The sequence below is a fragment of the Mucilaginibacter lacusdianchii genome, assembly GCF_009770985.1.
Taxonomy (GTDB): domain Bacteria; phylum Bacteroidota; class Bacteroidia; order Sphingobacteriales; family Sphingobacteriaceae; genus Mucilaginibacter; species Mucilaginibacter lacusdianchii.
Map to the genome: position 1 here is coordinate 409,254 of NZ_WSRW01000002.1, position 22,560 is coordinate 431,813.

Consider the following 22,560-nt stretch of genomic DNA (forward strand, 5'->3'; position numbering starts at 1 on the left):
CGCTATAAGCAAGCTGCATTTATTCCAGCTCAGCCAGCAAGCCTTCCAAATCCAGGCGTTGGGTAAACATGGTCAACTCACCGTCAGCATCTTTAGGCCAATCTGTGCGGGGGCGATCCCAGTATAACTCTACCCCATTGCGGTCGGGGTCACCCAGGTAAATGGCTTCAGATACGCCGTGATCGGATGCGCCTGTAATGTGCGGATATTTAGCATCCATCAGGCGTTTAAAAATAGCGGCTAAGTCTTTCCTTTCTGGATAAAGAATGGCGGTATGATACAAACCAGGTGCACGCTCGGGTGCAGGTCCGGAACCTTTGCTGTGCCAGGTATTGAGCCCTATATGATGATGGTAACCTCCGGCTGATATAAAAGCGGCTTGCTCGCCGTATTTCATCATCAGTTTAAAGCCCAGCAGACCGCAATAAAAGTCGAGAGAACGTTGCAAATCGCTTACTTTTAAATGTACATGCCCAATACGAGTTTGTGCGGGTATCTGATAATCAGCCATATCTCATTTAATGTTTAAACATCAAAAGTAAAGCAAACAACTATTACCTTTGTATCATGATTGTAAAATCTGCTGAATTTGTGTGTAGCAACACCCAGATGTCTAAACTGCCGCCGCCTAACAAACCCGAGTATGCGTTTATCGGGCGGTCAAACGTAGGTAAGTCATCTTTGATAAATATGCTGGTTAATAAAAAAGGACTGGCTAAAACATCGCAAACGCCGGGTAAAACCCAGTTGATTAATCACTTTTTGATTAATGACCACTGGTACTTAGTAGATTTACCGGGTTACGGCTACGCCCGTATCTCTAAAAGTAAAAAAGAGGATTGGGATAAGTTTATCCGTACTTATTTGGACAAACGCGAAAGCCTGCAATGTGTACTGGTATTGATAGACAGCCGCCTGGAACCACAAAAAATTGACCTCGACTTTTGCAACTGGCTGGGCGAACACGGCTTACCCTTTGTGCTGATATTTACCAAGGCTGATAAGCAATCGAGCATAAAAACCGACCAAAATGTGGCTAAATTTAAAAAAGCGCTTTTGGGCTGGTTTGAAGAAGTTCCGCAATGCTTTGTCACTTCGTCCGAGAATAAGCTTGGCCGTGACGAAGTGCTGGGTTTTATTGACAGTGTGAATCAAAATTTTGAAGCGCAATAAAAGATGAAGAAATATTTTTCTTTAGTAACATTTTCCCATACCATTTTTGCCATGCCGTTTGCCATCATCGGCTTCTTTTTGGCGGTAACCACTACCAATCACCGATTTGAATGGCCTAAACTGGTGATGATGCTGTTGTGCATGGTATTTGCCCGCAACTCGGCTATGGCATTTAACCGTTATTTGGACCGAGATATTGACGCATTGAACCCGCGTACCAAGGTTCGTGATATACCGGCAGGCCGTATATCGGCAAATGCTGCACTTACCTTTACCATCATTAACTGCTCGCTGTTTATGGCAACTACATGGTTTATCAACGTGCTTTGTTTTTACTTAGCGCCGGTGGCTTTGTTGGTGGTATTAGGCTATAGTGCAACCAAGCGTTTTACGTTTTTGTGCCATATAGTACTGGGCTTAGGCTTGTCGTTGGCTCCTATTGGTGCTTATTTGGTAGTTACTGGCGAATTTGCTACGTTACCTGTTTTCTTTTCATTATCTGTACTGTGCTGGGTAAGTGGTTTTGATATTATCTATGCCCTTCAAGATGAAGACTTCGACCGCGAACAAAAACTGCACTCTATACCCAGCCGTATGGGTAAGGTAAATGCGTTGAACCTTTCTAGCTTTTTGCATATCCTTTCTGCTGCTTTTATCATCGCCCCCATATTTTTCACGCATGTAGGCATTCCCTATTATGTGGGTATACTTGTTTTTTGTAGCATGCTTATCTATCAGCACCGGTTAGTAAAACCTAATGATCTAAGCCGCGTTAACTTTGCTTTCATGACCACCAATGGTATTGCCAGCGTGGTATTTGCTGTATTGTTTTTATTAGACAGAATATGGATCAGGTAAATGCCTTGCAAATATTTAGAGAGCGACTGACTAGATTCATAACGTTTACGGATGAGGAATGGCGGCTATTCAACGAAAATGCAGATTTTAAAACCTTACATAAAAAGGAGTTCTTTATTAAAGAGGGCGAGGTATGTAAGGAGATGGCATTTATCATCAGCGGTGCAGTAAGATTTTTCCATATTAAAGATGGTAACGACATTACCAACTACTTCTGTTTTTCAAATGAGTACTTAAGCGCCTATAAGAGTTTTTTGACCGGCGAACCAACAGTAACTAACATCCAGGCATTAGAAGAAACCGAGTTAATTTCAATCACACAGAAAGAATGGCAGCGGTTGCTTGCCCACCCAAAGCTCGCTTTAAAAGTTGAGCGCTTTGGCCGGTTAATGGCCGAACATTATTTATGCTGCTACGAGGATCGTGTTACTGCCTTTGTGACCCAATCGCCCGAAGAGCGCTACCTGGATTTGTTGCAAACCGGCAAAGACGTATTACAGCGTATACCGCAGCATTATATTGCACATTATTTGGGCGTTACGCCGGTATCTTTATCACGCATCCGAAGACGTACGCTCGAAATAGCCCGTTAAATTTCTTTTTTCCTTATCTTTTGTTAACGTTTTGACGCACAAAGGCCTACTACCTTTGATTTATACAAAACGCAAAAGATATGCACACCATTTTAGGAGCAGGCGGACCAGTTGCCAATGCATTAGCCGCCGAATTAATTAAAGCCAATGAAACTGTACGTCTGGTTAGCCGTCGCCAAGTTAACACTAGTAAACCCAATGTAAGCTGGGTTAAAGCCGACCTGACCAACTACCAGGAAGTTTTAGCAGCCGTAAAAGGTTCGAGCGTTATTTACATGTGTGCTGGTTTAGTATATGATAAAGCTGTATGGCAGCAGCAGTGGCCCGTAATTATGCAAAATTTGATCAATGCTGCCAAAGAAACACAAGCACGCTTAATATTTTTTGATAACGTATATATGTACGGGCTGGTTAACGGCCCCATGACTGAGACTACTCCCTACAACCCTATTAGTGTAAAAGGTGAAGTTCGTGCCCGCGTTGCTACGCAACTAATGGATGAGGTAAAAGCTGGCAACTTAACGGCCAGCATTGCCCGTGCTGCCGATTTTTACGGCGCCGAATCGCTAAACAGCTTTTACGACAGCATGGTGCTAAACAAATATGCACACAATCAAAAAGCGATGTGGATGGGAAATCCTGATACCAAACATTGCTTTATGTATATCCCCGATGCAGGTAAAAGCATGTATTTGTTAGGGCAAACCCCTTCGGCTGATAACCAGATATGGCATTTACCCACTGCCCCTGCTTTAACTGGCAAACAATTTATTGAGCTGGCAGCAAACATATATGGCGTAGCACCTAACTATATGGCGGTTAAAAAGTTGATGTTGCAATTGTTAGGTTTGTTCAGCAAACCGGTTAAAGGTTCGATAGAAATGTATTACCAGTACAGCCATGATTATGTGCTGGATTCATCCAAGTTTGAGAAGGCTTTTAACATTAAACCTACTTCTTATGAAGATGGCATACATCAAGTAAGTACCACCCTGTTTAAGCCACAAAAAACAGCTACCGCTCTTAAAAATAACATGGCAGTATCAATTTAATGAAATTGATTTGGTTTATCATTGGCACATATGCACATTTGTAACATCTGCATATGTGCATTATAAACCATGATAAAAGAAAAAGATCGTAAATACATCCCTGCCAACTTAGAGATTAAATGGGAAAACCTGGAGCCATTATACCAAGAACTTCAGAGCCGCAACATACAATCAGTAACCGACTTGGAGCAGTGGCTGCGCGACCGTAGCGAATTGGAGGCCGCACTGGAAGAAGATTTTGCCTGGCGCTATATCCGCATGACCTGCGATACGGCTAATGAACAGCTGCTGCAAAACTTCCAGTACTTTGCTACCGAAATTGAGCCTAAAACTGCGCCGTATAATAACCAACTAAACCAAAAGCTGGTAAATAACGAGTTTGTTGACCAACTGGATAAAGACAAATATTTTGTATACCTGCGCAGCGTTAAAAAAGCACTGGAACTGTTCCGGGAAGAGAATATCCCGATCCAAACCGAAATACAGGTAGAACAACAAAAATACCAGTCTATCACTGGTGCCATGGCTGTTCATATAGGCGATAAGGAATTTACCCTGGAACAGGCAGCTGCCCTTTTGAAAGATACTGACCGCAGCAAACGCCACGAAGCGTGGGAAAAGATTACCGGTCGCCGTTTGCAGGACAAAAAACAACTGGATGAGTTATTCGATTTGCTGATGGTACTACGCCATAAGGTAGCGCTGAATGCTAACTTCGAAAACTTTAGAGATTACATGTTCCAGGCGCTGGGCCGTTTCGACTACACGCCGCAAGATTGCTACGATTTTCATGAAGCTATAGAAACTGAAGTAGTGCCTATTTTACGTGAGCAAGCCGAAAAGCGCCGCGAAGCTTTAGGCTTAGATGCTTTAAAGCCTTGGGACATGGACGTAGACATTACTGGCAAGCCCGCTTTAAAACCGTTTCAAAGCGGCGAAGATTTGATTGATAAGTCTATCCAGTGCTTTAACAAAATTAGTCCGTACCTGGGCGAACGGTTGGAAATTATGAAAGCCAACGGCTTGTTTGATGTGGAAAGCCGTAAAGGTAAAGCGCCAGGTGGTTATAATTATCCGCTGGCTGAAACCGGTGCGCCATTTATTTTCATGAATTCGGCCAACACTTTCCGCGACCTGACGACCATGGTGCACGAAGGCGGCCATGCTGTTCATACGTTCCTGACTGCTGATTTAGAACTGAATGATTTTAAACACTGCCCAAGCGAGGTAGCCGAACTGGCTTCGATGTCGATGGAACTAATTTCAATGGATAACTGGGACGTGTATTTTGACAATCCGGAAGAACTGAAACGTGCCAAACGCGACCAGTTGGTAGACGTGCTGAAAACCCTGCCTTGGGTTGCCATTGTAGATCAATTCCAGCACTGGCTATATACCAACCCCGACCATACCGATGCACAACGTACTGATGCCTGGAAACAGATTTATGAACGCTTTGGCGCAGGCTTTATTGATTGGAGCGGCTTAGAAGAAGCCGAGGTAAACCTGTGGCAAAAACAACTTCATATTTTTGAAGTACCGTTTTATTACATTGAATATGGTATGGCCCAACTAGGCGCTATTGCCGTTTGGAAAAACTATAAAGAAAACCCGGACAAAGGCTTACAGCAATATCTGGACGCCTTGAAACTAGGATACACCAAAACCATCAAAGAAATTTACGAAACTGCCGGAATCAAATTTGATTTCAGCGCCAGCTATGTGAAAGAACTGGCTGAGTTTGTGAAGAGTGAGATGGAGAAATTGTAAGCTTGCTATTAGCAAAGCCCGCTATGTAACCGGGCTTTGCTTTGTTTTAGGCGTGGAAAGTGAAGAGGCAATTTCTTCTGTGGAAATAGCCGCCCGTATAGACAAAGCCCCGGAAGTATCTCTAGGCTACCTAATAGAAGTTGAGATCAAACCTGTTATTTTAAAGAGTATTTAAGACAAAAAATTTCTCTCTAATGAATACGACGACCATGGCTTCAAAGTAGTAGATGCACTCATTCGAGACGCCAAAGCTAAGAAATAAATAAGCCCAGCTTATAGGCTGGGCTTGATCTGTTAATCAATAACAGGGTTGTGCAAGAGCGTCTTAGTCTATGTGCACGGGTAACGATTTGAGGATAAATGCTATCCCGGCAATAATGCATAGAATTATCCCACTCCAATACCGCACATAAGCTACGCCAGTTGGTCCGTTCCAACCATTTCTTGCAGAGGAAGGTCTTTCACCTTTAATCACTCTATAAAGAAAATACGCTACTACTAAGAATACAATACCAAGTAACAAATGCATCCAGTTCATCTCTTTTATTTTTTGTCTTGTTCTTTATACTTATTTAAAACCTTGTTAGTCTAAGGTTTGACAACTTTACTTTCGAATAGGCCACAACTTGCTTAGTTGCTTCTCTAATCTCTTTAGAAACGTTAGGATTCAGACCTGGATCAATTGATCAACTGCCTTACCCCCCTAAATATCCTACAACGCCATAAGCAGTTCATTGCCAACTGTTATTTTTGCATTCTTATTGCTTCCCGCAACAAATTCAACCGAAACTTCTAACGCAGTACCAGCCAAAGAAGTATATTCACCCACCGTTGCTAAAGTCGCTTCAGGAGCTGCACCCACGCCTACTACAGGAGCACCAACAACCGCTGCCGCTGCTCCAGTCACTGCCATTTTATCACCAGGATCTTGTAGATTCTTTGCTACAGATAGAAGTGTTTCCTTATGCTCTACTGTCCATATTTGCGTTGCATGACCCGCTTTTGAAACAGCATCCGAGATTCTATTGTACGCGTGTTTAGCCTACGCAACAATCTGGTCGTAACTTTTGGAGACAGAAGCCACTGTTGAATTATATGCTTTTTTTAAGTCACCCCTAGAAGACCAAGGCCACATGCCATCGGGGTCAACCACCCTAATGGGATCATTGAATCCGTAAACATACGGCGACTACCTTCTACCTTTCTCTGCCAATGGATCAACACTTGTCCGCCTGGCTATCACCGGATCATAGAACCTGGCGCCATAATCTTATTTCCGCCTCAGCAATCCCCTATTCCACTTTTCCGATTTCATAAAGGGCCGGCCATCCAACCAGGTAATCCAAATGATAGTGCCTATCGTACCGATTATAGAACCGGCTGTCACATCCTCAAAGAAGTGCTGGCTCAAATACATTCGCGAGTAGGCCACAGACATCGCTATCAGCAAATAAATAAATCCAAGCCGTTTGTTGATAGCCAGATAAGATAAAATTACCGCCGCGGTAAAAGCCGTAACCGTATGGCCCGACGGGAAACTGTTTGTCGTGTTTATATGAATGCCTTGAACAAAGTAAATTTTGTTCAGCTGGCTGGCAAAATATACTTTGGGCCTTGGAGCGTGGAAAATGTTTTTTGCAATTTGCACCAATATACCGGTAAAGGCAAAGCTACTTACCAATAATAGTGTTTTGCGGTAACTGAACATTAAAAATATTACGGATAAGGTGGTCACCATCATCCAGGCACCTAAATCGGTTAGGTAAGTAAAAAACACATCGGCCCATAAATCATGAAGCTTGTTAACCGAAAAATATATCTCTTCGCGGGTATAAGTCAACTTTATAACCAGGCAGCAAATCAAAACCATCAGGTAAGGCACAAAAAACAACCTTATCTGGTGCAATACATCAGTAATACGCGTGTTCATGCTACAAATTAAACATATTATGCGCAATCCCTTCAAAAATTTGGTATGTTTGATGCTTGGTAATTGATTAAACTTCATGTCGAATAGTATATTTCGCCGAAAATCATTAGACAAGATTTTAGCTGACGTACAAAGCGGTTTCAGCGATAGCGAACACTCCGGTAATCATCTTCAAAAAGCACTTAAGGTTAAAGATTTAACACTAATGGGTATAGCGGCCGTAGTAGGCGCGGGTATATTTTCAACCATTGGCGAAGCTTCTTTTAACGGCGGCCCGGGAGTAACTATCTTATTTGTGCTTACCGCCATCACGTGCGGCTTTTCGGCCATGTGCTATGCAGAATTTGCCTCTCGTATACCGGTTGCAGGCAGCGCCTATACCTACGCCTATGCATCTTTTGGCGAACTGATTGCCTGGATTATCGGCTGGGATTTGTTGATGGAATACGCTATTGGTAATATCGCCGTAGCCATATCCTGGAGTCAGTATTTCATCAATCTACTGGAAGGCTTTCATATCCATGTGCCTGCGTACCTAACAATGGACTACTTTTCTGCTTTTAAAGCGCACAGTAAGTTACAAGAACTAACTACAGCTGGCAAATTAACAGAAATAACAGATAGCATTAAAGCCGGTGCCCAGGCATGGGCTACAGCACCAGGTTCGGGCAATTTTAAAATAATTGCCAACATACCTGCACTGCTTATTGTAGTAATCATCACCTATCTGGTTTACATTGGCATTCGCGAAACCAAAAAAGTGACCAATGCCATGGTGCTACTTAAAATTGGGGTGGTAATAGCTGTAATTGTATTAGGCTTTTTTTATATAACCCCTGCCAATTGGCATCCATTTATGCCCAATGGCTTTGGTGGTGTGATGAAAGGCGTATCGGGCGTATTTTTTGCTTATATAGGTTTTGATGCTATATCTACCACTGCAGAAGAATGCGAAAACCCGCAACGCGATTTACCCAAGGGTATGATTTACTCGCTCATCATTTGCACCGTGCTTTACGTTTTAATTGCACTGGTACTTACCGGTATGGTGAGCTATAAAGACTTACAAGTGGGCGACCCATTGGCTTTTGTATTTGCTAAAGTCGGCTTAAATAAAATCAGCTATGTGATTTCAATAAGCGCTGTAATTGCAACGGCCAGTGTATTATTGATATTTCAATTAGGTCAGCCACGCATTTGGATGAGCATGAGTCGGGATGGTTTGCTGCCAAGAGCATTTTCACGTATTCATCCTAAATACAGCACCCCTTCATTTGCCACTATTGTTACAGGTTTTGTGGTGGCTATACCTGCCCTGTTTATGAACCTCACAGAGGTTACCGATTTAACCAGTATAGGCACACTATTTGCCTTTGTGCTGGTTTGCGGCGGCGTTTTATTATTACCAAGAGAAGAGGCTATAAAAGGCAAATTTCAGATTCCATACATTAACGCTAAATGGATTGCACCGGTAATATTTATTGTTGGCGTAGTAGTTTTCTGGAAACCGATGTTAGGCTTATTTTCTGGTGAAAACAGACATCACAATTTTCCCTATATCTTATTCATCATACTATCAGCAGGCTTAACATTTTTAGCATTTACTAAAAATTTATCGTTGATTCCCGTACTCGGTTTACTTAGCTGTTTTTATTTGATGACAGAATTAGGGTATACCAACTGGATTCGTTTCCTGGCCTGGCTAGTTATTGGCTTGGTTATTTACTTCTCTTACGGTTATAAAAACAGTCGTTTAGGAAAAGGACAGTCGCCATTAGCATAACAGTTAATCACTATAAATAAAAAGTGCTGCCAGTTATTACTAGCAGCACTTTTTGTTTATAGGCTTTTACTTTTTAAACTCATCAATGGTAATGATGGTACCGTCCGGGTTATACTTCAACTCGGTTACTTTTACATTACGCAACCAAGTTTTGCCTGAAAGTTCGGTATCATGGTAGAATAAATACCACTTGCCTTTAATCTCCGCAATAGAATGGTGTGTTGTCCAACCCTGTACCGGTTTTAAGATAACGCCTTTGTAAGTAAAAGGCCCATACGGGCTATCGCCAATGGCATAACACAGATTATGCGTATCGCCGGTTGAGTAAGTAAAATAATATTTGCCGTTATATTTATACATCCATGATCCTTCAAAAAAGCGACGATCATGATCTTTAGTCAACATGGGTTTTCCGTTTTCATCCATAATAACGGCATCTTTCGGCTTTTCACTGAACTCAAGCATGTTTTTGCTCAGCTTTACTACTTTGGCGGTTAACGCCGGTTCATCACCCTTACCTAAATCAGTTTTTGAACCATCCTTTTCGTAAACACCTTTGGCCCAGCGCTGTAATTGGCCACCCCAAATGCCACCGAAATACATGTAATAGCTACCATCGGTATCTTTAAATACGCATGGATCAATCGAAAAGCTGCCTTTCATTGGCTCAGGCTGTGCCTTAAACGGACCAACCGGCGATTTGCTGGTGGCTACGCCGATATGAAAAACATCTTGCTTATCTTTTATAGGGAAATACAGATAATAAGTTCCATTATCGTAAGCAGCATCCGGCGCCCAAAGTTGGCGGCCAGCCCAAGGGATATCCTTAACATCCAGCGCTACGCCATTGTCTTTAACCGGACCACCAATGCTATCCATAGACAAAATATGGTAATCGCGCATGGCAAAATGGTCGCCGTTGTCGTTCTCAGGAATGCCCGCATCTATATCATGCGATGGGTAAATATAAATTTTGCCATTAAACACATGAGCTGACGGATCGGCCGTATAAATGTGGCTTACCAATGGTTTGGAAATAAATTTCGACTGAGCCGTCGTATCGGATTTTGCAGCGTTGCTATCTGCAGCTTGCCCATTTTTGGCGCTGTTACTTTGGCAAGCAACAGCAAAAGCTGAAACGCCCAGCACAACAATAATAGGTAATTGGTTAATTTTAAACATATAAGCTTGTTAGTTTTAGTTTTGCAATCGGTTGCATAAAGAAACAACTTTTTTTGCATTTGTACTTACTTTTAGGCCTGTCATTAAAAAATTTTATCTGTTAGCTGCATATTAAATTTGTTTTGATTTTTTTTAAAAAACTATTGACGTTATAAAAGGCGTTAATTATTTTTACGAACAGGGACACATCTTTTTCCAAAACCTAAACTTTTCTCGCCTTATATATTTCTTTTTATTTCTAAAGCATACACCTTTAGGAATAGAAGATACGTATAAAACCAAAATTGCCTAATTACTAAACTAAATGATAAATGAACCTAATTTGCTGAGCTCTTATTTAGCGAAGCGACAAACTTTTTATGAATACCTGCAGGCTATTCAAGAAAAATACCTGCATTGGTTTAACCAACGAGAAAGCACCAACACACCCGCTACACTGGCGCGTGATTATGTGGATTGCAATCTGGATTTAAGTACCCTTGTACCCAAATTGCGTTATAACCCAGATTTAGATGCTAATATCCTGGAAGAATGCAGCGATGCTTTCTGCATCGCATTTAACCTTGCTTAGTAAGTGTTAAGCCCCATAAACAACAAAGGCCAGTTTAATGAACTGGCCTTTGTTGTTTATAATGTAGATTGACGTTGCCTGTAGGCATGCTTATGAGATTAGCTTTAGATATCAGTTAGCTTAATGCAATGCTTTTCGTTTCAACAAGCCACCGGTGGTATCGTCAATACTTTGTTGTATAATAAATGCCGATGGGTCGGCTTTCAATATTTCTTGCTTCAATACCGGAATTTCTAATCTGGTAACTACAGTGAAAACAATATCACGCGGATCGTTTACCTGTCCATCTTTACCATAACCACTTTTGCCATTGTAAATTGTTACCCCACGACCAAGTTTATGGGTTATAATTTTGCGGATAGTTTCGCTTTTTAAAGATATGATTGTGATGCCGGTGTATTGCTCAATACCATTCAAAATAAAATCAATCATTTTAGAAGCAGCCAGATAAGTCAGGATAGAATACATGGCCGACTCAATCCCTAAAAAATAAGCAGCTAGTGAAAATATCACAACATTTAAAAGCAGTATAATATCACTCACCTTAAGCAGGTGGCTTTGCTTGCTTACTACTAAAGCCGCAATTTCTGTACCGTCAAGCACCGCACCACCGCGCATAGTAAGCCCAATACCTACGCCAATAAAAAAGCCGCCAAATACAGCAGTAAGCAGTTTATCATGTGTAACGTCAGGAAAGTGAACAAAGGCTACACAAAGTGAAAGTCCGGCAATAGCCATAGCACTTTTTATGGCGAAAGGTATTCCAATACGACGGTATCCTAATACCAGAAAAGGTAAGTTAATTACAAAGATCAATATAGATATAGGCCAGTTTGTAATATCTGCAATTAACATAGATATACCGGTTACCCCACCGTCAATAAAATGGCTGGACAATAAAAAACCTTTTAAACCCATCCCTGCAGATAATATACCCAAAACAACCAGTGTTAAACTCATCAACCTAGGCTTGAAATGTGAGGATATATACATCTTCAAATAATTCCACTTGATCTTTTGGTTTGTCGCCATTTAACTAATAATTACAAAATAAACTTTATTTTAACCAATGGTTGGTTGTAAAGATAACAATTAGGCGCAGTTTTTGAGCGGAGATTTGTGTATGGATACTAAGCCGAAAACGATATTGGTTGCAGATGATGATAAAGCTATACTTGAATCCATCACTGCCATTTTAAATTTATCAGGATACGAAGTTTTGTATGTTCAGGACGGCACCTCGGTGTTGCAGGCTATAAAGGCACAACCTGATTTGATTTTGCTGGATATACAAATGCCGGGCCATGATGGATCGGCCGTGTGCCGTCAGTTAAAGCGGCAGGCATCTACTAAAGACATTCCGGTAATGTTTCTATCAGCCAGCATGGATGTAGCGCATAAAGCCCGCGAAGCAGGCGCAGACGACTATCTGGAAAAGCCGTTTGATATGAGTATTTTACAGGAGAAGGTATTTACTTTATTGAACAGGATGAGTTTGTAAAATTGCTTTGCTTTTACATGTAAGACGATTTTACAAAATGATTTATCTTAAACTCGCTCTCGATTTCGTTAAATGTCCACACATCTGACTATTAACCTAATAATGCTTACATTGCAACATTATTTACAGCAACTGTGACTTTTAACGACTTTAATTTTAACGAGCAACTTTCTGAAGGTTTGGATAGCATGGGTTATAAAAACCCTACTGTAATTCAACAAATGGCCATACCAGTAATATTGGAGGGAAAGGATATAATTGCTTGTGCACAAACAGGTACAGGCAAAACGGCATCTTACTTACTGCCGGTATTAAACCTTATAGGCCCTACACCCAACCATCAAATCAGTACGCTTATTTTGGCCCCAACCCGCGAACTGGCTCAGCAAATTGACCAGCAGGTTGAAGGCTTGGCCTACTTTACTGAAATAAGCTCGGTAGCCATTTTTGGCGGTGGCGACGGCATGGCTTACGAAAATCAAAAACGTGGCTTACAAAATAAGGTTGATATTGTGATTGCCACCCCTGGCCGTCTCATTGCATTTTTAAGCTCAGGTGCTTTAAAACTGAATCAACTTAAATATCTGGTGTTGGATGAAGCCGACCGGATGCTGGATATGGGCTTTCAAGAGGACATCATGCGCATCATTAGCTATTTGCCTGCTAAGCGCCAGACGCTGTTATTTTCGGCTACTATGCCGCCTAAAATCCGTCAGCTGGCGAAATCTATATTGCACGATCCGGAGCAGGTAAATATCGCCATATCGCAGCCCGCCGAAGGTATTAACCAGCAGATATATAAAGTTTACGATGAGCAAAAAACAAAGCTGATTGTACACCTGCTTAAAAACGGGCCTTATACCAGCACCATTATTTTCGCATCAACTAAAGAAAAAGTAAAAGCGCTGTATAAAGAATTAAAATCTACTCAAATAAATGCTAAAGCATTTCATTCGGACATGAAACAGAATGAACGCGAAGAGATTTTGCTGGAGTTTAAAAATAAGCAGTTACCGGTTATTATTGGCACCGATGCCTTGTCGCGTGGAATTGATGTGGAGGGGATTGACTTGGTAATCAATTACGATGCACCACCCGACCCGGAAGATTATATTCACCGTATTGGCCGCACCGCGCGTGCAGCAACAACCGGTACGGCCATTACGCTTATTAATGAACGCGATCAGCGTAAGTTAAAAAACATTGAAGAACTGATTGATAAACCAATTGCTGAAAGCGTTCTGCCGCCCGAACTAGGTGAAGCGCCCGTATTTAAAGCGCATAACCCCAACGATAAAAAACGCCGTTGGACCGGTAATAAAAAGCGCCCTAATAAAGGTTCAAGACCACAAGGCCAATCAAAAGCGAATTAATATAATTACTGGCAAATATGGCGGTATCAATGTTGTAACTATGTGATTTATAATGGGCATAAGCAAATTGACAGCCGCCAGTAATATTGCATATAACATAAGCAAGCTTTTTAGTAGTTGGTATCCCGAAACATACTGCTTTAGCTATAAATTTCTCATTCGTAAGCACAAATACAACGGTAACAATTGCGTGTAAATTAAACACCGGCACAGCATCCAACTGATTTTGTTATCTTGGCTTCATGAAATCTAACTCTACTCTCTCATCCTTTAAACCTTTTAAATATGGTTCAAAGGCATTGCTGGTAGCTTTCCTCCTATCTTCTGGTCTGGCACAAGCACAAACTACAAATCCGGTAGTTGATCAGATGGTGAAAGAAGGCAACGATAATTCCCAACTCGAAAAATTGGCTCATGAACTGATAGACGGCATCGGCCCACGTTTAGTGGGTACTCCTCAAATGAAAAAAGCTAACGATTGGGCTGTAGCCAAATACCAAAGCTGGGGCATTACCGCCCGCAATGAAAAGTGGGGCGAATGGCGCGGCTGGGAACGTGGTGTTTCTCATATTGACATGGTATACCCACGCGTAAAATCGTTGGAGGGTACGCAGCTTGCCTGGAGCCCAAGCATGGGTAAAAAAACAGTTACTGCCGAACTGGTTATTTTACCGGACTTGGCCGACTCAGTAGCCTTTAAACAATGGCTTCAAACAGTAAAAGGTAAGTTTGTAATGATATCGATGAACCAGCCTACAGGCCGGCCCGATTATAACTGGCAGGAGTTTGCTACCAAAGAATCATTCGAAAAAATGAAAGCCGCCCGCACCGCACAAACCGATGCATGGCGCAGCCGTATTGCTAAAACCGGTCTTACTACCCGTACCTTACCAGTTGCGCTAGAAAACGCCGGTGCTGCTGGCATCATTACCAGTAACTGGTCGGCCGGGTTTGGGGTCGATAAAATATTCAGCGCCTACACCAAAAAAGTACCAACCGTTGATGTTGCTTTGGAAGACTACGGTATGCTTTACCGCCTAACCGAATCAGGCAATAAGCCGCGAATCAGTGTACATACCGAATCGAAAGAACTGGGCGTAGTACCTACCTTTAACACTATTGCTGAAATTAAAGGCAGTGAAAAGCCAAATGAATATGTGATTTTATCAGCCCACTTCGATTCATGGGATGGTGGCACGGGCGCTACTGATAATGGTACCGGCACACTTACTATGATGGAAGCGATGCGCATCCTGAAAAAGATTTACCCTAATCCTAAACGCACCATTTTGGTTGGCCACTGGGGTAGCGAAGAAGAAGGTTTGAATGGCTCACGCGCATTTGTGGAAGATCACCCCGAAATTGTAAACAATATACAAGCACTATTTAACCAAGATAATGGTACCGGCCGTGTGGTAAATATTGCAGGCCAAGGCTTTTTAAATGCTTATGATTATATCGGCCGATGGCTGTCAGCTGTTCCGGCTAACATTCGTGATCAGATACAAACTTCGTTTCCTGGCATGCCGGGCAGCGGCGGGTCAGACTTTGCCTCGTTTGTAGCGGCTGGTGCACCTGCATTTTCGTTAAGCTCGCTGGGTTGGTCTTACGGAAACTACACTTGGCATACCAACCGCGATACATACGATAAAATTGTATTTGACGATGTACGCAATAATGCCATATTAACCGCGATACTGGTATACATGGCTAGCGAAGATCCGGCGAAAACCTCTCGCGAACGCATTGTGATGCCGGTTAATCCGCGAACTGGCCAACAGGAAAAATGGCCTGCGGTAACTAAACCTACCCGCAAAGGCGGACTAAATTAATTTTTGTAATATTATAAAATCACGATGCCGGATAGCTAACACTACCCGGCATTGTTGCTGTAATGTATATTATCCTTCACAAAGATGTTACACCCTTTTGAGCTTCTGGGACAGGTATGGATAAGATTGTATAACAGCTTGAAAAAATCATATAAAATATATGGTGTCGCATACTTGATATTTGGCTAGGCAGGCTGCATTTAGCGCCTGAACCAAAGCAGTTGGCAATGTACTATGTACTAACCGACGCGTTGATTATACAACCAATTATATATCTTAATCCCTAAAATGAGTAATAAATATTTATTGAGTACACTGGCTTTGGCTGCCTGCATGGCTGTATGCCATACGGCCAGAGCACAATATCCGGTTATCCCTCCTGCCGTTCAGGCCGTGGCCGATTCTGCCTTGGCAGTTGAGCAACGCAGTTCGGATGCAGCTTGGGAAAAAGCCTTACCTATTATTCAGCGCGATGAAAAAAATGGTAAGCCTTTTATACCTTGGGCAGCAAAACCATCAGATTTACCACAGGCTAAAATCTTAGCCTTTCCGGGTGCAGAAGGTGGCGGGGCTTATTCTTTTGGCGGCCGTGGCGGCCGTGTAATTGTGGTAACCAGCTTGGCCGACCGTGGCGCTGGCACCTTGCGCGAGGCTTGTGAGCAAGGTGGTGCGCGTATTATTGTGTTTAACGTAGCTGGTATCATAAAACTAAAAAGCCCTATCATTATCCGGGCACCATATCTTACCATCGCGGGCCAAACAGCTCCGGGTGACGGTGTTTGTGTAGCAGGCGAATCGGTATGGATCAATACGCATGATGTGGTGGTGCGATTTATGCGCTTCCGCAGAGGTGCAACCGATGTTGCCCGCCGTGATGACGGTTTGGGTGGCAATCCGGTGGGTAATATTATTATCGATCACGTATCAGCCAGCTGGGGACTGGACGAAAACATGTCCATTTACCGCCATGTGTACGATCGTAACGGCGCTAAGCAGGAAAAAATGCCTACCGTTAATGTTACTATCCAAAACTCCATTTTTTCTGAAGCATTGGATACCTACAACCATGCCTTTGGCAGTACTATTGGTGGCTTACACAATGCGTTTGTGCGCAATTTATGGGCTAACAATATCAGCCGTAACCCATCAGTAGGTATGTATGGCGATTTTAATTTTATGAACAACGTGGTATTTAACTGGTGGAATCGCAGTGCCGATGGTGGCGATAATATGTCATTATTCAACTTCATCAACAATTACTACAAACCCGGCCCTATCACGCCACTGGATAAACCTATCGGTCACCGTATATTAAAACCTGAAGCAGGAAGAGCAAAAGATAAATCCACATTATTTGGCCGTGTTTACGCTAGCGGTAATGTGGTTGAAGGAAACGAAAAAGTAACCAAAAACAACTGGGATGGCGGCATACAAATTGGCGACATGCCCGATGCCGGCCGCTACACAGATAGCATTCGTTCTGATAAACCCTTCCCTATGCCGGATATCAAAATGCTGTCGGCTAATGAGGCATATAAATATGTATTGAACAATGTGGGTGCTATCTTGCCTAAACGCGATGCGGTTGATGCCCGTATTGTTAGGGAAGTAAATACAGGTAAAATTGAATATGTAGAAGGTACCGGCACTAACAAAGGCAGCCAATACCTGAAGCACCGCCTGCCAGATGACTCGTACAAACAAGGCATCCTAACCGACCCTAGCCAGGCTGGTGGTTATCCAGAATACAAAGGTACACCTTATAAAGATGCTGATAATGACGGCATGCCCGATGCCTATGAAACCAAGCATGGTCTTAATCCTCGTAATGCAGCAGATGCCGTTATGCCGGCTAAAGGTGGCAATGGCTACACCAATATCGAAGTTTACTTAAACAGTATAGTACCACTTGACAAAGTAGTGCCTGCCAAGAACTAAGCGTTTAAAATAACATCTGTATTAAAAAGAAAAGCCCGCTTTTGAGCGGGCTTTTCTTTTTAATATTCATCCTCTTAAAACAATAACATAAATCCCACACAATCAAACAATTTTCAAAATATGAAATTATTTTAATCTACACATAACTACAACTACCATGAGCCCAATATATGTTTCTACCGGCGAACAAATTGTAAAAGTGGTTCCAGATACCCAAGCCCATGTTGACGGCCATCCGGTAATTACCCACACTTATCATCTGTTTAAAGATGAAAGGGAGGATGAAAACATACCTGGCAAAAAAACAAACCATGATTTGCATACGTCTAACCCAGATTACTTTGGCTTCATCACCTTTGAAGTTCCCGGACGCATGTTTACTTACACATCAAACGGCAGTTACGAGCTGGAGAGTGAAGAAATTGAACAACTGATAGAGCAAATTAACCACTATCGCGAACATCCCGAATTATGGAGGTATTAATGTATTTCCTTTAATTATTCGGGGGCTTGCCCTAACGTGTTGTATTGTTTCTTAATGTCGCTTGCCATGTCGAACAAACTTTGCAAGGCTACCTTTACAGGCAGATAGTCCCCTCGCTTAATTAGACTGCGTTCCCATATCTCCGCAAAATTGGTTATGCTGGATATAATTTGTATCACATAATGCACAGAAGCTTCAGGCTGCTCAAATTCTATTTCTTCTAATAACTGCAATTGCTTCATTACATCATACATCAGGTAAGGCACGGTTTTGTTTGCAATTACCCGAATACTGGTTTCGGCTCCAAATACCCGTTGATTATAAACCGGTTCGGTGTTTACTTTTTGCGCTTGTATATAAACAAGCACTACATCTTTTAAAGCTTGCTGAATTTGTTGTAATAGTTCGGTCATGCGGCAAAGTATTGTATGGCAATTTACATAGTTACCACATCAACAACTACGCCCGGGTGCCACAATTATGCCGTGTATTTTTCTACAAACGTGAATAAGTTATTAACATACCTGTTAATAAAGCAGCACTAAACATTGCACAATATATTATATATCAGATTTTTACAGTCATTTATTTAAAATAGCCTGTTTAAATTGCATTATATAATTATATCGCCATTATCCAAGTAAAACCGATTTCTAAAACCAGAGGTTATATCTAAAAACAATATCATCATGCGATCAATCTGGAAAGGGTCCATTGGATTTGGACTGGTTAATATACCAGTTAAATTATACTCGGCCGTGCAAAGCAGTTCACTTGATCTGGACATGCTTGACGAACGCGACCACTCGCGCATACGCTTTTTACGTGTAAATGAGCATACGCACAAAGAAGTACCGTACGACAAAATTGTACGCGCCTATAAAATGGACGACGATTATGTAGTACTGGAAGAACAAGATTTTGCAGATGCGAGTCCCGAAAAAAGTAAGCTTATCAACATTGAACACTTTGTAGAAACGGATGAAGTGAACCCCATGTATTATGAAACATCTTACTACGCCGAACCGGATGGCAAAAACGCCAAAGCATATGCCTTGCTGTTGCAAGCTTTAAAAAAATCGGGCAAGGCAGGTTTGGGCCGCTTTGTGTTGCGCAATACCGAAAACCTGTGCATCGTTCACCCGGTAGATAATGCGCTGGTGATTACACGTATCCGCTTTGCGCAGGAACTGCGTACAGAGGATGATTTAAAACTTCCGACAGATGAACCGGTAAGTAAAAAAGAGCTGGATATGGGTTTAGCCCTCATCAAGCAATACACTGATCATTTTGATGTGTCGGAATTTAAAGATGAGTATACCAATGAACTGATGAAGATTATCAGAGCCAAGGCGAAAGGTAAACATCCAAAAGTTAAAAAAATGAAAGTGGCAAAAACCACCAGCACCGATTTATACGAACAATTGATGCAAAGTTTGCAAACCCGGAAAGGAGCTTAACCCATGAGTTTGGAACAATATGAAGCCAAGCGCAATTTCAAAAAAACATCAGAGCCTAAAGGCGGTAAAAGCAAAAACAAGGGCCTAACGTTTGTAGTGCAACGTCATCATGCCTCGCGTTTGCATTATGATTTCAGGCTGGAACTGGATGGGGTACTTAAAAGCTGGGCAGTACCGAAAGGGCCGTCTATGAACCCTGGTGATAAGCGCCTGGCTATGATGGTAGAAGACCACCCGTATGATTACCAGTATTTTGAAGGCGTTATTCCTAATGGTGAATACGGCGCCGGCGTAGTCATCACCTGGGATCATGGCACTTATGAATCGTTGGCCTCGTCGCGCGATGAAGATGTGAAAACCTTACGTGCGGGCCTGCACTCGGGCAATTTAAAATTCAGGCTGCATGGCGAAATATTACAGGGCGAATTTGCGCTTGTAAAGCTGCATAACAGCAATGGCGATGACAACGCCTGGCTGCTTATTAAGCATAAAGACGAATTTGCGGTAACCACCAAGTTTGACAGCGAAGCGTTTGTGCCTGACAACATCAAGGTACTGAAAAACAACAGATCGGGAGAGGTGAAAAAATTACCGAAACACCCGTTAGTGAATGTTGATAAGAAGCCTGCTAAGAAAAGCAAATCTGCAGCAACGGAAAAAGAAGACGGCAATAGCGCCATAAAGCCTATGCTGGCTAAGCTGGAAGAAAAGGTTTTTGATGACCCCAACTGGATATATGAACCCAAACTTGATGGCTACCGGGCTATTGGCTACACCGGTAAAGCAGCAGCGTTAACATCTAGAAACGGACTAGACTTTGGCCATAAATATGACCGGGTTTTAAAGGATCTGAAGGGCATTGAACGTGATGCTATTTTAGATGGTGAAATTGTGCTGGAAGACCAACATGGAAAGAGTGATTTTCAAAACCTACAAAATTATGCAACTGAAAAAAATAGGCTAACACTACGCTATTATGTTTTTGATTTGCTTGGTTTGGATGGACACGACTTGCGTGACATGCCCTTGCTTAAACGCAAAGAACTCCTTAAAGCACTGATAGACACTTTTTCGGCTGATACTTCCATAGCCTACGTAACCCACTCCGCTGGCAACGGAACAGAATTGTTAGTGCGTGCTCAAAAAGAAGGCTGGGAAGGTATTATCGGCAAAGACGGTCAAAGCGTATATGAAACGGGGCGACGGTCAGATAGATGGTTAAAATTCAAAATTCAAGCATCGCAAGAAGCCATCATTTGTGGTTATACGGAGCCTAAAGGGAAGCGGCAATACATAGGGTCATTAATACTAGGTATTCATCAAGGCGATCAAATTAAGTATGTAGGTAACTGTGGAACAGGATTTGACACCGAAACGTTGAAAGATTTGCATGAAAAGCTAAAACCGCTGGAGACCGGCCTAAAACCATTTAAAGACCGGGTGAATTACCACAGTCCCATCACTTGGGTAAAACCCGAAATGGTATGTGAAGTATTTTATGCTGAATGGACAGGCGATGGCAGCTTACGACATCCTGTTTTTAAAGGTTTACGTATGGATAAGGAAGCAGAAAACGTATTAAAAGAAACCCCCGGCGACACCGGTCAGATGGCGGATGAAGAAGTGGTAACTTACGGTAGCAAAAAGGTAAAACTTACGCACCAGCACAAGCTTTTTTGGAAAAAAGAAGGCATTACCAAAGGTGAACTGCTGGCCTATTACCGGGCCGTAGCACCGTACATTTTGCCCTTTATGAAAGACAAGGCCATTTCTATGCGCCGCCAACCGAATGGAATTGATGATCCAGGCTTTTTTCAGAAGGATGTAGACGAATCACACCTGCCGGAATGGGTTAAAACGCAAAAGCTTTATTCGGAAAGCAACGATAAAGATATCAATTACATCATTGGTAGTGACGAAGCTACTTTGTTGTATGTGGTGAATTTAGGTTGTATTGAAATTAACCCTTGGCTCAGCAATTACAAAACACCTGAAAACCCGGAATACTTGGTGATAGACATCGACCCGCATGACGTGCCGTTTACCGAAGCAGTTGAGGTAGCCTTGAAAACCAAGGAGATTTTTGACCGTATGAAGTTAAAAGTGTTTATCAAAACATCTGGGTCTAAAGGCTTACACATATACTGTTATCTGGGTGGTAAGTTTGATTACGACTTTGTAAAAATGTTTGCCGAGTATGTGGCCAATCTTATTTACGATGAGTTACCCAAAACCACTAGTGTGGAACGCAACCCTGCCAAACGCAAAAACAAAACCTATATTGACTTTTTGCAAAACCGGCGTGGCCAAACCATAGCCGCCCCCTACTCCGTTAGGCCAAAGCCTGGCGCCACCGTATCAACGCCCCTGCATTGGGATGAAGTGAATGGAAGCTTGTCTTTAGCAAACTATACCATCCATACATTGAAAGACCGTTTGGTTCATGTGGATGACCCGTGGAAAGATTTGCATAAACATAAACAGGATTTAAAAAAGGCTTTGGAAAGGATGAAGGAATAGGTTATTGATTTTGTTTTTGGTTAGTGCACTGTGTTATTGTTGTGTTTCATTAGGATAGGCATTTTCTTTGACTACAGCCTGTGGATGTTACTTTTTCTTTGCCGGAAAAGAAAAAGTAACCAAAAAGAACTAAGTGGAGCGATCTCATGATCACCACCAAAAAGCAAGCAATAAAGTGAATAAACATCTCGGCCGCACCTTCTTTTTACTCAAGACAGTGCTTTAATAGAATAAGGATAGAAAGGAAAATAAAAAGAAGCGCAAAGGCCCGCTGTTGCGCCCGGGCCAGCGATGGCCTTGCGGGCGGAGAGGTGATCGCAACAGCTAGGCTTTTTTGGTTCTTTTGTAGCTATGACAAAAGAACTAGCCCCTGCGGCAATGAGCAGACGAAGGAAGTTAAGAACTACTACCTAAGTGAAACTACAAGCACAAAACCAAACAATAAAAGCGCATCCAAACATTCATAAATCAAACCAAACTAAATCCCCTATAACTCCCTAAAAACACCTAATTTCGCCCAGCTTTGTTTAAAGCCTAAAG

At 42.2% G+C, this 22,560-nt stretch carries 20 protein-coding genes; 14 read left to right on the forward strand and 6 right to left on the reverse strand.

Annotated elements, in window-relative coordinates:
- Positions 1–19: 19 nt before the first annotated feature.
- Positions 20–511, reverse strand: coding sequence for a VOC family protein (locus tag GPM24_RS08905; protein ID WP_158826414.1), 492 nt, complete (start codon positions 509–511; stop codon positions 20–22).
- Between the two features lie 56 nt (positions 512–567).
- On the opposite strand from GPM24_RS08905, the gene yihA reads away from it, so the two are divergent.
- From yihA to GPM24_RS08930, 5 genes are all read left to right on the forward strand, one after another.
- Complete coding sequence (yihA, locus tag GPM24_RS08910; protein ID WP_158826415.1) at positions 568–1,173, forward strand: ribosome biogenesis GTP-binding protein YihA/YsxC; 606 nt, start codon at positions 568–570, stop codon at positions 1,171–1,173.
- Positions 1,174–1,176: 3 nt separating this feature from the next.
- The gene (locus tag GPM24_RS08915) at positions 1,177–2,031 is read left to right on the forward strand and encodes a UbiA-like polyprenyltransferase (protein WP_158826416.1); all 855 of its coding nucleotides are present in this window, start codon (positions 1,177–1,179) and stop codon (positions 2,029–2,031) included.
- Positions 2,019–2,624, forward strand: a complete 606-nt coding sequence (locus GPM24_RS08920; protein ID WP_158826417.1) for a Crp/Fnr family transcriptional regulator — start codon at positions 2,019–2,021, stop codon at positions 2,622–2,624. Before GPM24_RS08915 ends, GPM24_RS08920 begins: the two co-directional genes overlap by 13 nt.
- A gap of 80 nt (positions 2,625–2,704) precedes the next feature.
- Positions 2,705–3,676 carry an NAD-dependent epimerase/dehydratase family protein gene (locus GPM24_RS08925; protein ID WP_158826418.1) on the forward strand — a complete coding sequence of 324 codons (972 nt, stop codon included), beginning with the start codon at positions 2,705–2,707 and terminating at the stop codon, positions 3,674–3,676.
- Between the two features lie 69 nt (positions 3,677–3,745).
- The gene (locus tag GPM24_RS08930; protein WP_158826419.1) at positions 3,746–5,446 is read left to right on the forward strand and encodes a M3 family oligoendopeptidase; all 1,701 of its coding nucleotides are present in this window, start codon (positions 3,746–3,748) and stop codon (positions 5,444–5,446) included.
- 712 nt (positions 5,447–6,158) lie between these two features.
- Here GPM24_RS08930 and GPM24_RS08935 read toward each other — a convergent pair.
- Both GPM24_RS08935 and GPM24_RS08940 read right to left on the reverse strand, forming a co-directional pair.
- Complete coding sequence (locus GPM24_RS08935; protein ID WP_158826420.1) at positions 6,159–6,359, reverse strand: hypothetical protein; 201 nt, start codon at positions 6,357–6,359, stop codon at positions 6,159–6,161.
- Positions 6,360–6,716: 357 nt separating this feature from the next.
- The gene (locus tag GPM24_RS08940) at positions 6,717–7,376 is read right to left on the reverse strand and encodes a phosphatase PAP2 family protein (RefSeq protein WP_158826421.1); all 660 of its coding nucleotides are present in this window, start codon (positions 7,374–7,376) and stop codon (positions 6,717–6,719) included.
- 76 nt (positions 7,377–7,452) lie between these two features.
- On the opposite strand from GPM24_RS08940, the gene GPM24_RS08945 reads away from it, so the two are divergent.
- Complete coding sequence (locus GPM24_RS08945; RefSeq protein ID WP_158826422.1) at positions 7,453–9,159, forward strand: amino acid permease; 1,707 nt, start codon at positions 7,453–7,455, stop codon at positions 9,157–9,159.
- A 66-nt stretch (positions 9,160–9,225) separates the two neighbouring features.
- Here GPM24_RS08945 and GPM24_RS08950 read toward each other — a convergent pair whose 3' ends face one another.
- Positions 9,226–10,341 (reverse strand): glycoside hydrolase family 43 protein, encoded by a 1,116-nt coding sequence (locus GPM24_RS08950; protein ID WP_158826423.1) that lies wholly within the window; start codon positions 10,339–10,341, stop codon positions 9,226–9,228.
- 304 nt (positions 10,342–10,645) lie between these two features.
- Between GPM24_RS08950 and GPM24_RS08955 the strand changes: the two genes are divergently transcribed.
- Positions 10,646–10,912, forward strand: a complete 267-nt coding sequence (locus GPM24_RS08955) for a hypothetical protein (RefSeq protein WP_158826424.1) — start codon at positions 10,646–10,648, stop codon at positions 10,910–10,912.
- Positions 10,913–11,032: 120 nt separating this feature from the next.
- On the opposite strand, the gene GPM24_RS08960 is transcribed toward GPM24_RS08955, so the two are convergent.
- Positions 11,033–11,872 carry a YitT family protein gene (locus tag GPM24_RS08960; RefSeq protein WP_158826425.1) on the reverse strand — a complete coding sequence of 280 codons (840 nt, stop codon included), beginning with the start codon at positions 11,870–11,872 and terminating at the stop codon, positions 11,033–11,035.
- A 163-nt stretch (positions 11,873–12,035) separates the two neighbouring features.
- Between GPM24_RS08960 and GPM24_RS08965 the strand changes: the two genes are divergently transcribed.
- The 5 genes from GPM24_RS08965 to GPM24_RS08985 all read left to right on the forward strand — a co-directional run bounded on the left by GPM24_RS08965 (position 12,036) and on the right by GPM24_RS08985 (position 18,040).
- Positions 12,036–12,413: a response regulator gene (locus GPM24_RS08965; RefSeq protein WP_158826426.1), complete on the forward strand. Its 378-nt coding sequence runs from the start codon at positions 12,036–12,038 to the stop codon at positions 12,411–12,413.
- A 134-nt stretch (positions 12,414–12,547) separates the two neighbouring features.
- Entirely contained in the window at positions 12,548–13,786 is a 1,239-nt protein-coding gene (locus GPM24_RS08970) for a DEAD/DEAH box helicase (RefSeq protein WP_199269717.1), read from the forward strand.
- A gap of 242 nt (positions 13,787–14,028) precedes the next feature.
- The gene (locus GPM24_RS08975; RefSeq protein ID WP_158826427.1) at positions 14,029–15,618 is read left to right on the forward strand and encodes a M20/M25/M40 family metallo-hydrolase; all 1,590 of its coding nucleotides are present in this window, start codon (positions 14,029–14,031) and stop codon (positions 15,616–15,618) included.
- A gap of 288 nt (positions 15,619–15,906) precedes the next feature.
- Positions 15,907–17,556 (forward strand): pectate lyase family protein, encoded by a 1,650-nt coding sequence (locus GPM24_RS08980; RefSeq protein ID WP_233268768.1) that lies wholly within the window; start codon positions 15,907–15,909, stop codon positions 17,554–17,556.
- Between the two features lie 157 nt (positions 17,557–17,713).
- Positions 17,714–18,040 carry a hypothetical protein gene (locus GPM24_RS08985; RefSeq protein ID WP_158826428.1) on the forward strand — a complete coding sequence of 109 codons (327 nt, stop codon included), beginning with the start codon at positions 17,714–17,716 and terminating at the stop codon, positions 18,038–18,040.
- Between the two features lie 14 nt (positions 18,041–18,054).
- Here the strand turns inward: GPM24_RS08985 and GPM24_RS08990 are convergent, their stop codons facing one another.
- A complete protein-coding gene (locus GPM24_RS08990; RefSeq protein WP_158826429.1) occupies positions 18,055–18,453 on the reverse strand; it encodes a hypothetical protein in 399 nt (132 codons plus the stop codon).
- A gap of 276 nt (positions 18,454–18,729) precedes the next feature.
- On the opposite strand from GPM24_RS08990, the gene ku reads away from it, so the two are divergent.
- Both ku and ligD read left to right on the forward strand, forming a co-directional pair.
- Positions 18,730–19,500: a non-homologous end joining protein Ku gene (gene ku / locus GPM24_RS08995; RefSeq protein ID WP_158826430.1), complete on the forward strand. Its 771-nt coding sequence runs from the start codon at positions 18,730–18,732 to the stop codon at positions 19,498–19,500.
- Between the two features lie 3 nt (positions 19,501–19,503).
- Positions 19,504–22,020: a DNA ligase D gene (gene ligD / locus GPM24_RS09000; protein ID WP_158826431.1), complete on the forward strand. Its 2,517-nt coding sequence runs from the start codon at positions 19,504–19,506 to the stop codon at positions 22,018–22,020.
- Positions 22,021–22,560: the final 540 nt, after the last annotated feature.

Excerpts from the sequence above, each read along its gene's own strand:
- GPM24_RS08915 (WP_158826416.1), top strand. The coding sequence starts at position 1,177 with ATGAAGAAATATTTTTCTTTAGTAACATTTTCCCATACCATTTTTGCC.
- GPM24_RS08960 (WP_158826425.1), bottom strand. The coding sequence starts at position 11,872 with ATGAGTTTAACACTGGTTGTTTTGGGTATATTATCTGCAGGGATGGGT.
- GPM24_RS08935 (WP_158826420.1), bottom strand. The coding sequence starts at position 6,359 with ATGGCAGTGACTGGAGCAGCGGCAGCGGTTGTTGGTGCTCCTGTAGTA.
- yihA (WP_158826415.1), top strand. The coding sequence starts at position 568 with ATGATTGTAAAATCTGCTGAATTTGTGTGTAGCAACACCCAGATGTCT.
- GPM24_RS08975 (WP_158826427.1), top strand. The coding sequence starts at position 14,029 with ATGAAATCTAACTCTACTCTCTCATCCTTTAAACCTTTTAAATATGGT.
- GPM24_RS08990 (WP_158826429.1), bottom strand. The coding sequence starts at position 18,453 with ATGACCGAACTATTACAACAAATTCAGCAAGCTTTAAAAGATGTAGTG.
- GPM24_RS08925 (WP_158826418.1), top strand. The coding sequence starts at position 2,705 with ATGCACACCATTTTAGGAGCAGGCGGACCAGTTGCCAATGCATTAGCC.
- GPM24_RS08920 (WP_158826417.1), top strand. The coding sequence starts at position 2,019 with ATGGATCAGGTAAATGCCTTGCAAATATTTAGAGAGCGACTGACTAGA.
- GPM24_RS08980 (WP_233268768.1), top strand. The coding sequence starts at position 15,907 with ATGAGTAATAAATATTTATTGAGTACACTGGCTTTGGCTGCCTGCATG.
- GPM24_RS08940 (WP_158826421.1), bottom strand. The coding sequence starts at position 7,376 with ATGAACACGCGTATTACTGATGTATTGCACCAGATAAGGTTGTTTTTT.
- ligD (WP_158826431.1), top strand. The coding sequence starts at position 19,504 with ATGAGTTTGGAACAATATGAAGCCAAGCGCAATTTCAAAAAAACATCA.
- GPM24_RS08965 (WP_158826426.1), top strand. The coding sequence starts at position 12,036 with ATGGATACTAAGCCGAAAACGATATTGGTTGCAGATGATGATAAAGCT.
- ku (WP_158826430.1), top strand. The coding sequence starts at position 18,730 with ATGCGATCAATCTGGAAAGGGTCCATTGGATTTGGACTGGTTAATATA.
- GPM24_RS08950 (WP_158826423.1), bottom strand. The coding sequence starts at position 10,341 with ATGTTTAAAATTAACCAATTACCTATTATTGTTGTGCTGGGCGTTTCA.
- GPM24_RS08930 (WP_158826419.1), top strand. The coding sequence starts at position 3,746 with ATGATAAAAGAAAAAGATCGTAAATACATCCCTGCCAACTTAGAGATT.
- GPM24_RS08955 (WP_158826424.1), top strand. The coding sequence starts at position 10,646 with ATGATAAATGAACCTAATTTGCTGAGCTCTTATTTAGCGAAGCGACAA.
- GPM24_RS08985 (WP_158826428.1), top strand. The coding sequence starts at position 17,714 with ATGAGCCCAATATATGTTTCTACCGGCGAACAAATTGTAAAAGTGGTT.
- GPM24_RS08905 (WP_158826414.1), bottom strand. The coding sequence starts at position 511 with ATGGCTGATTATCAGATACCCGCACAAACTCGTATTGGGCATGTACAT.
- GPM24_RS08945 (WP_158826422.1), top strand. The coding sequence starts at position 7,453 with ATGTCGAATAGTATATTTCGCCGAAAATCATTAGACAAGATTTTAGCT.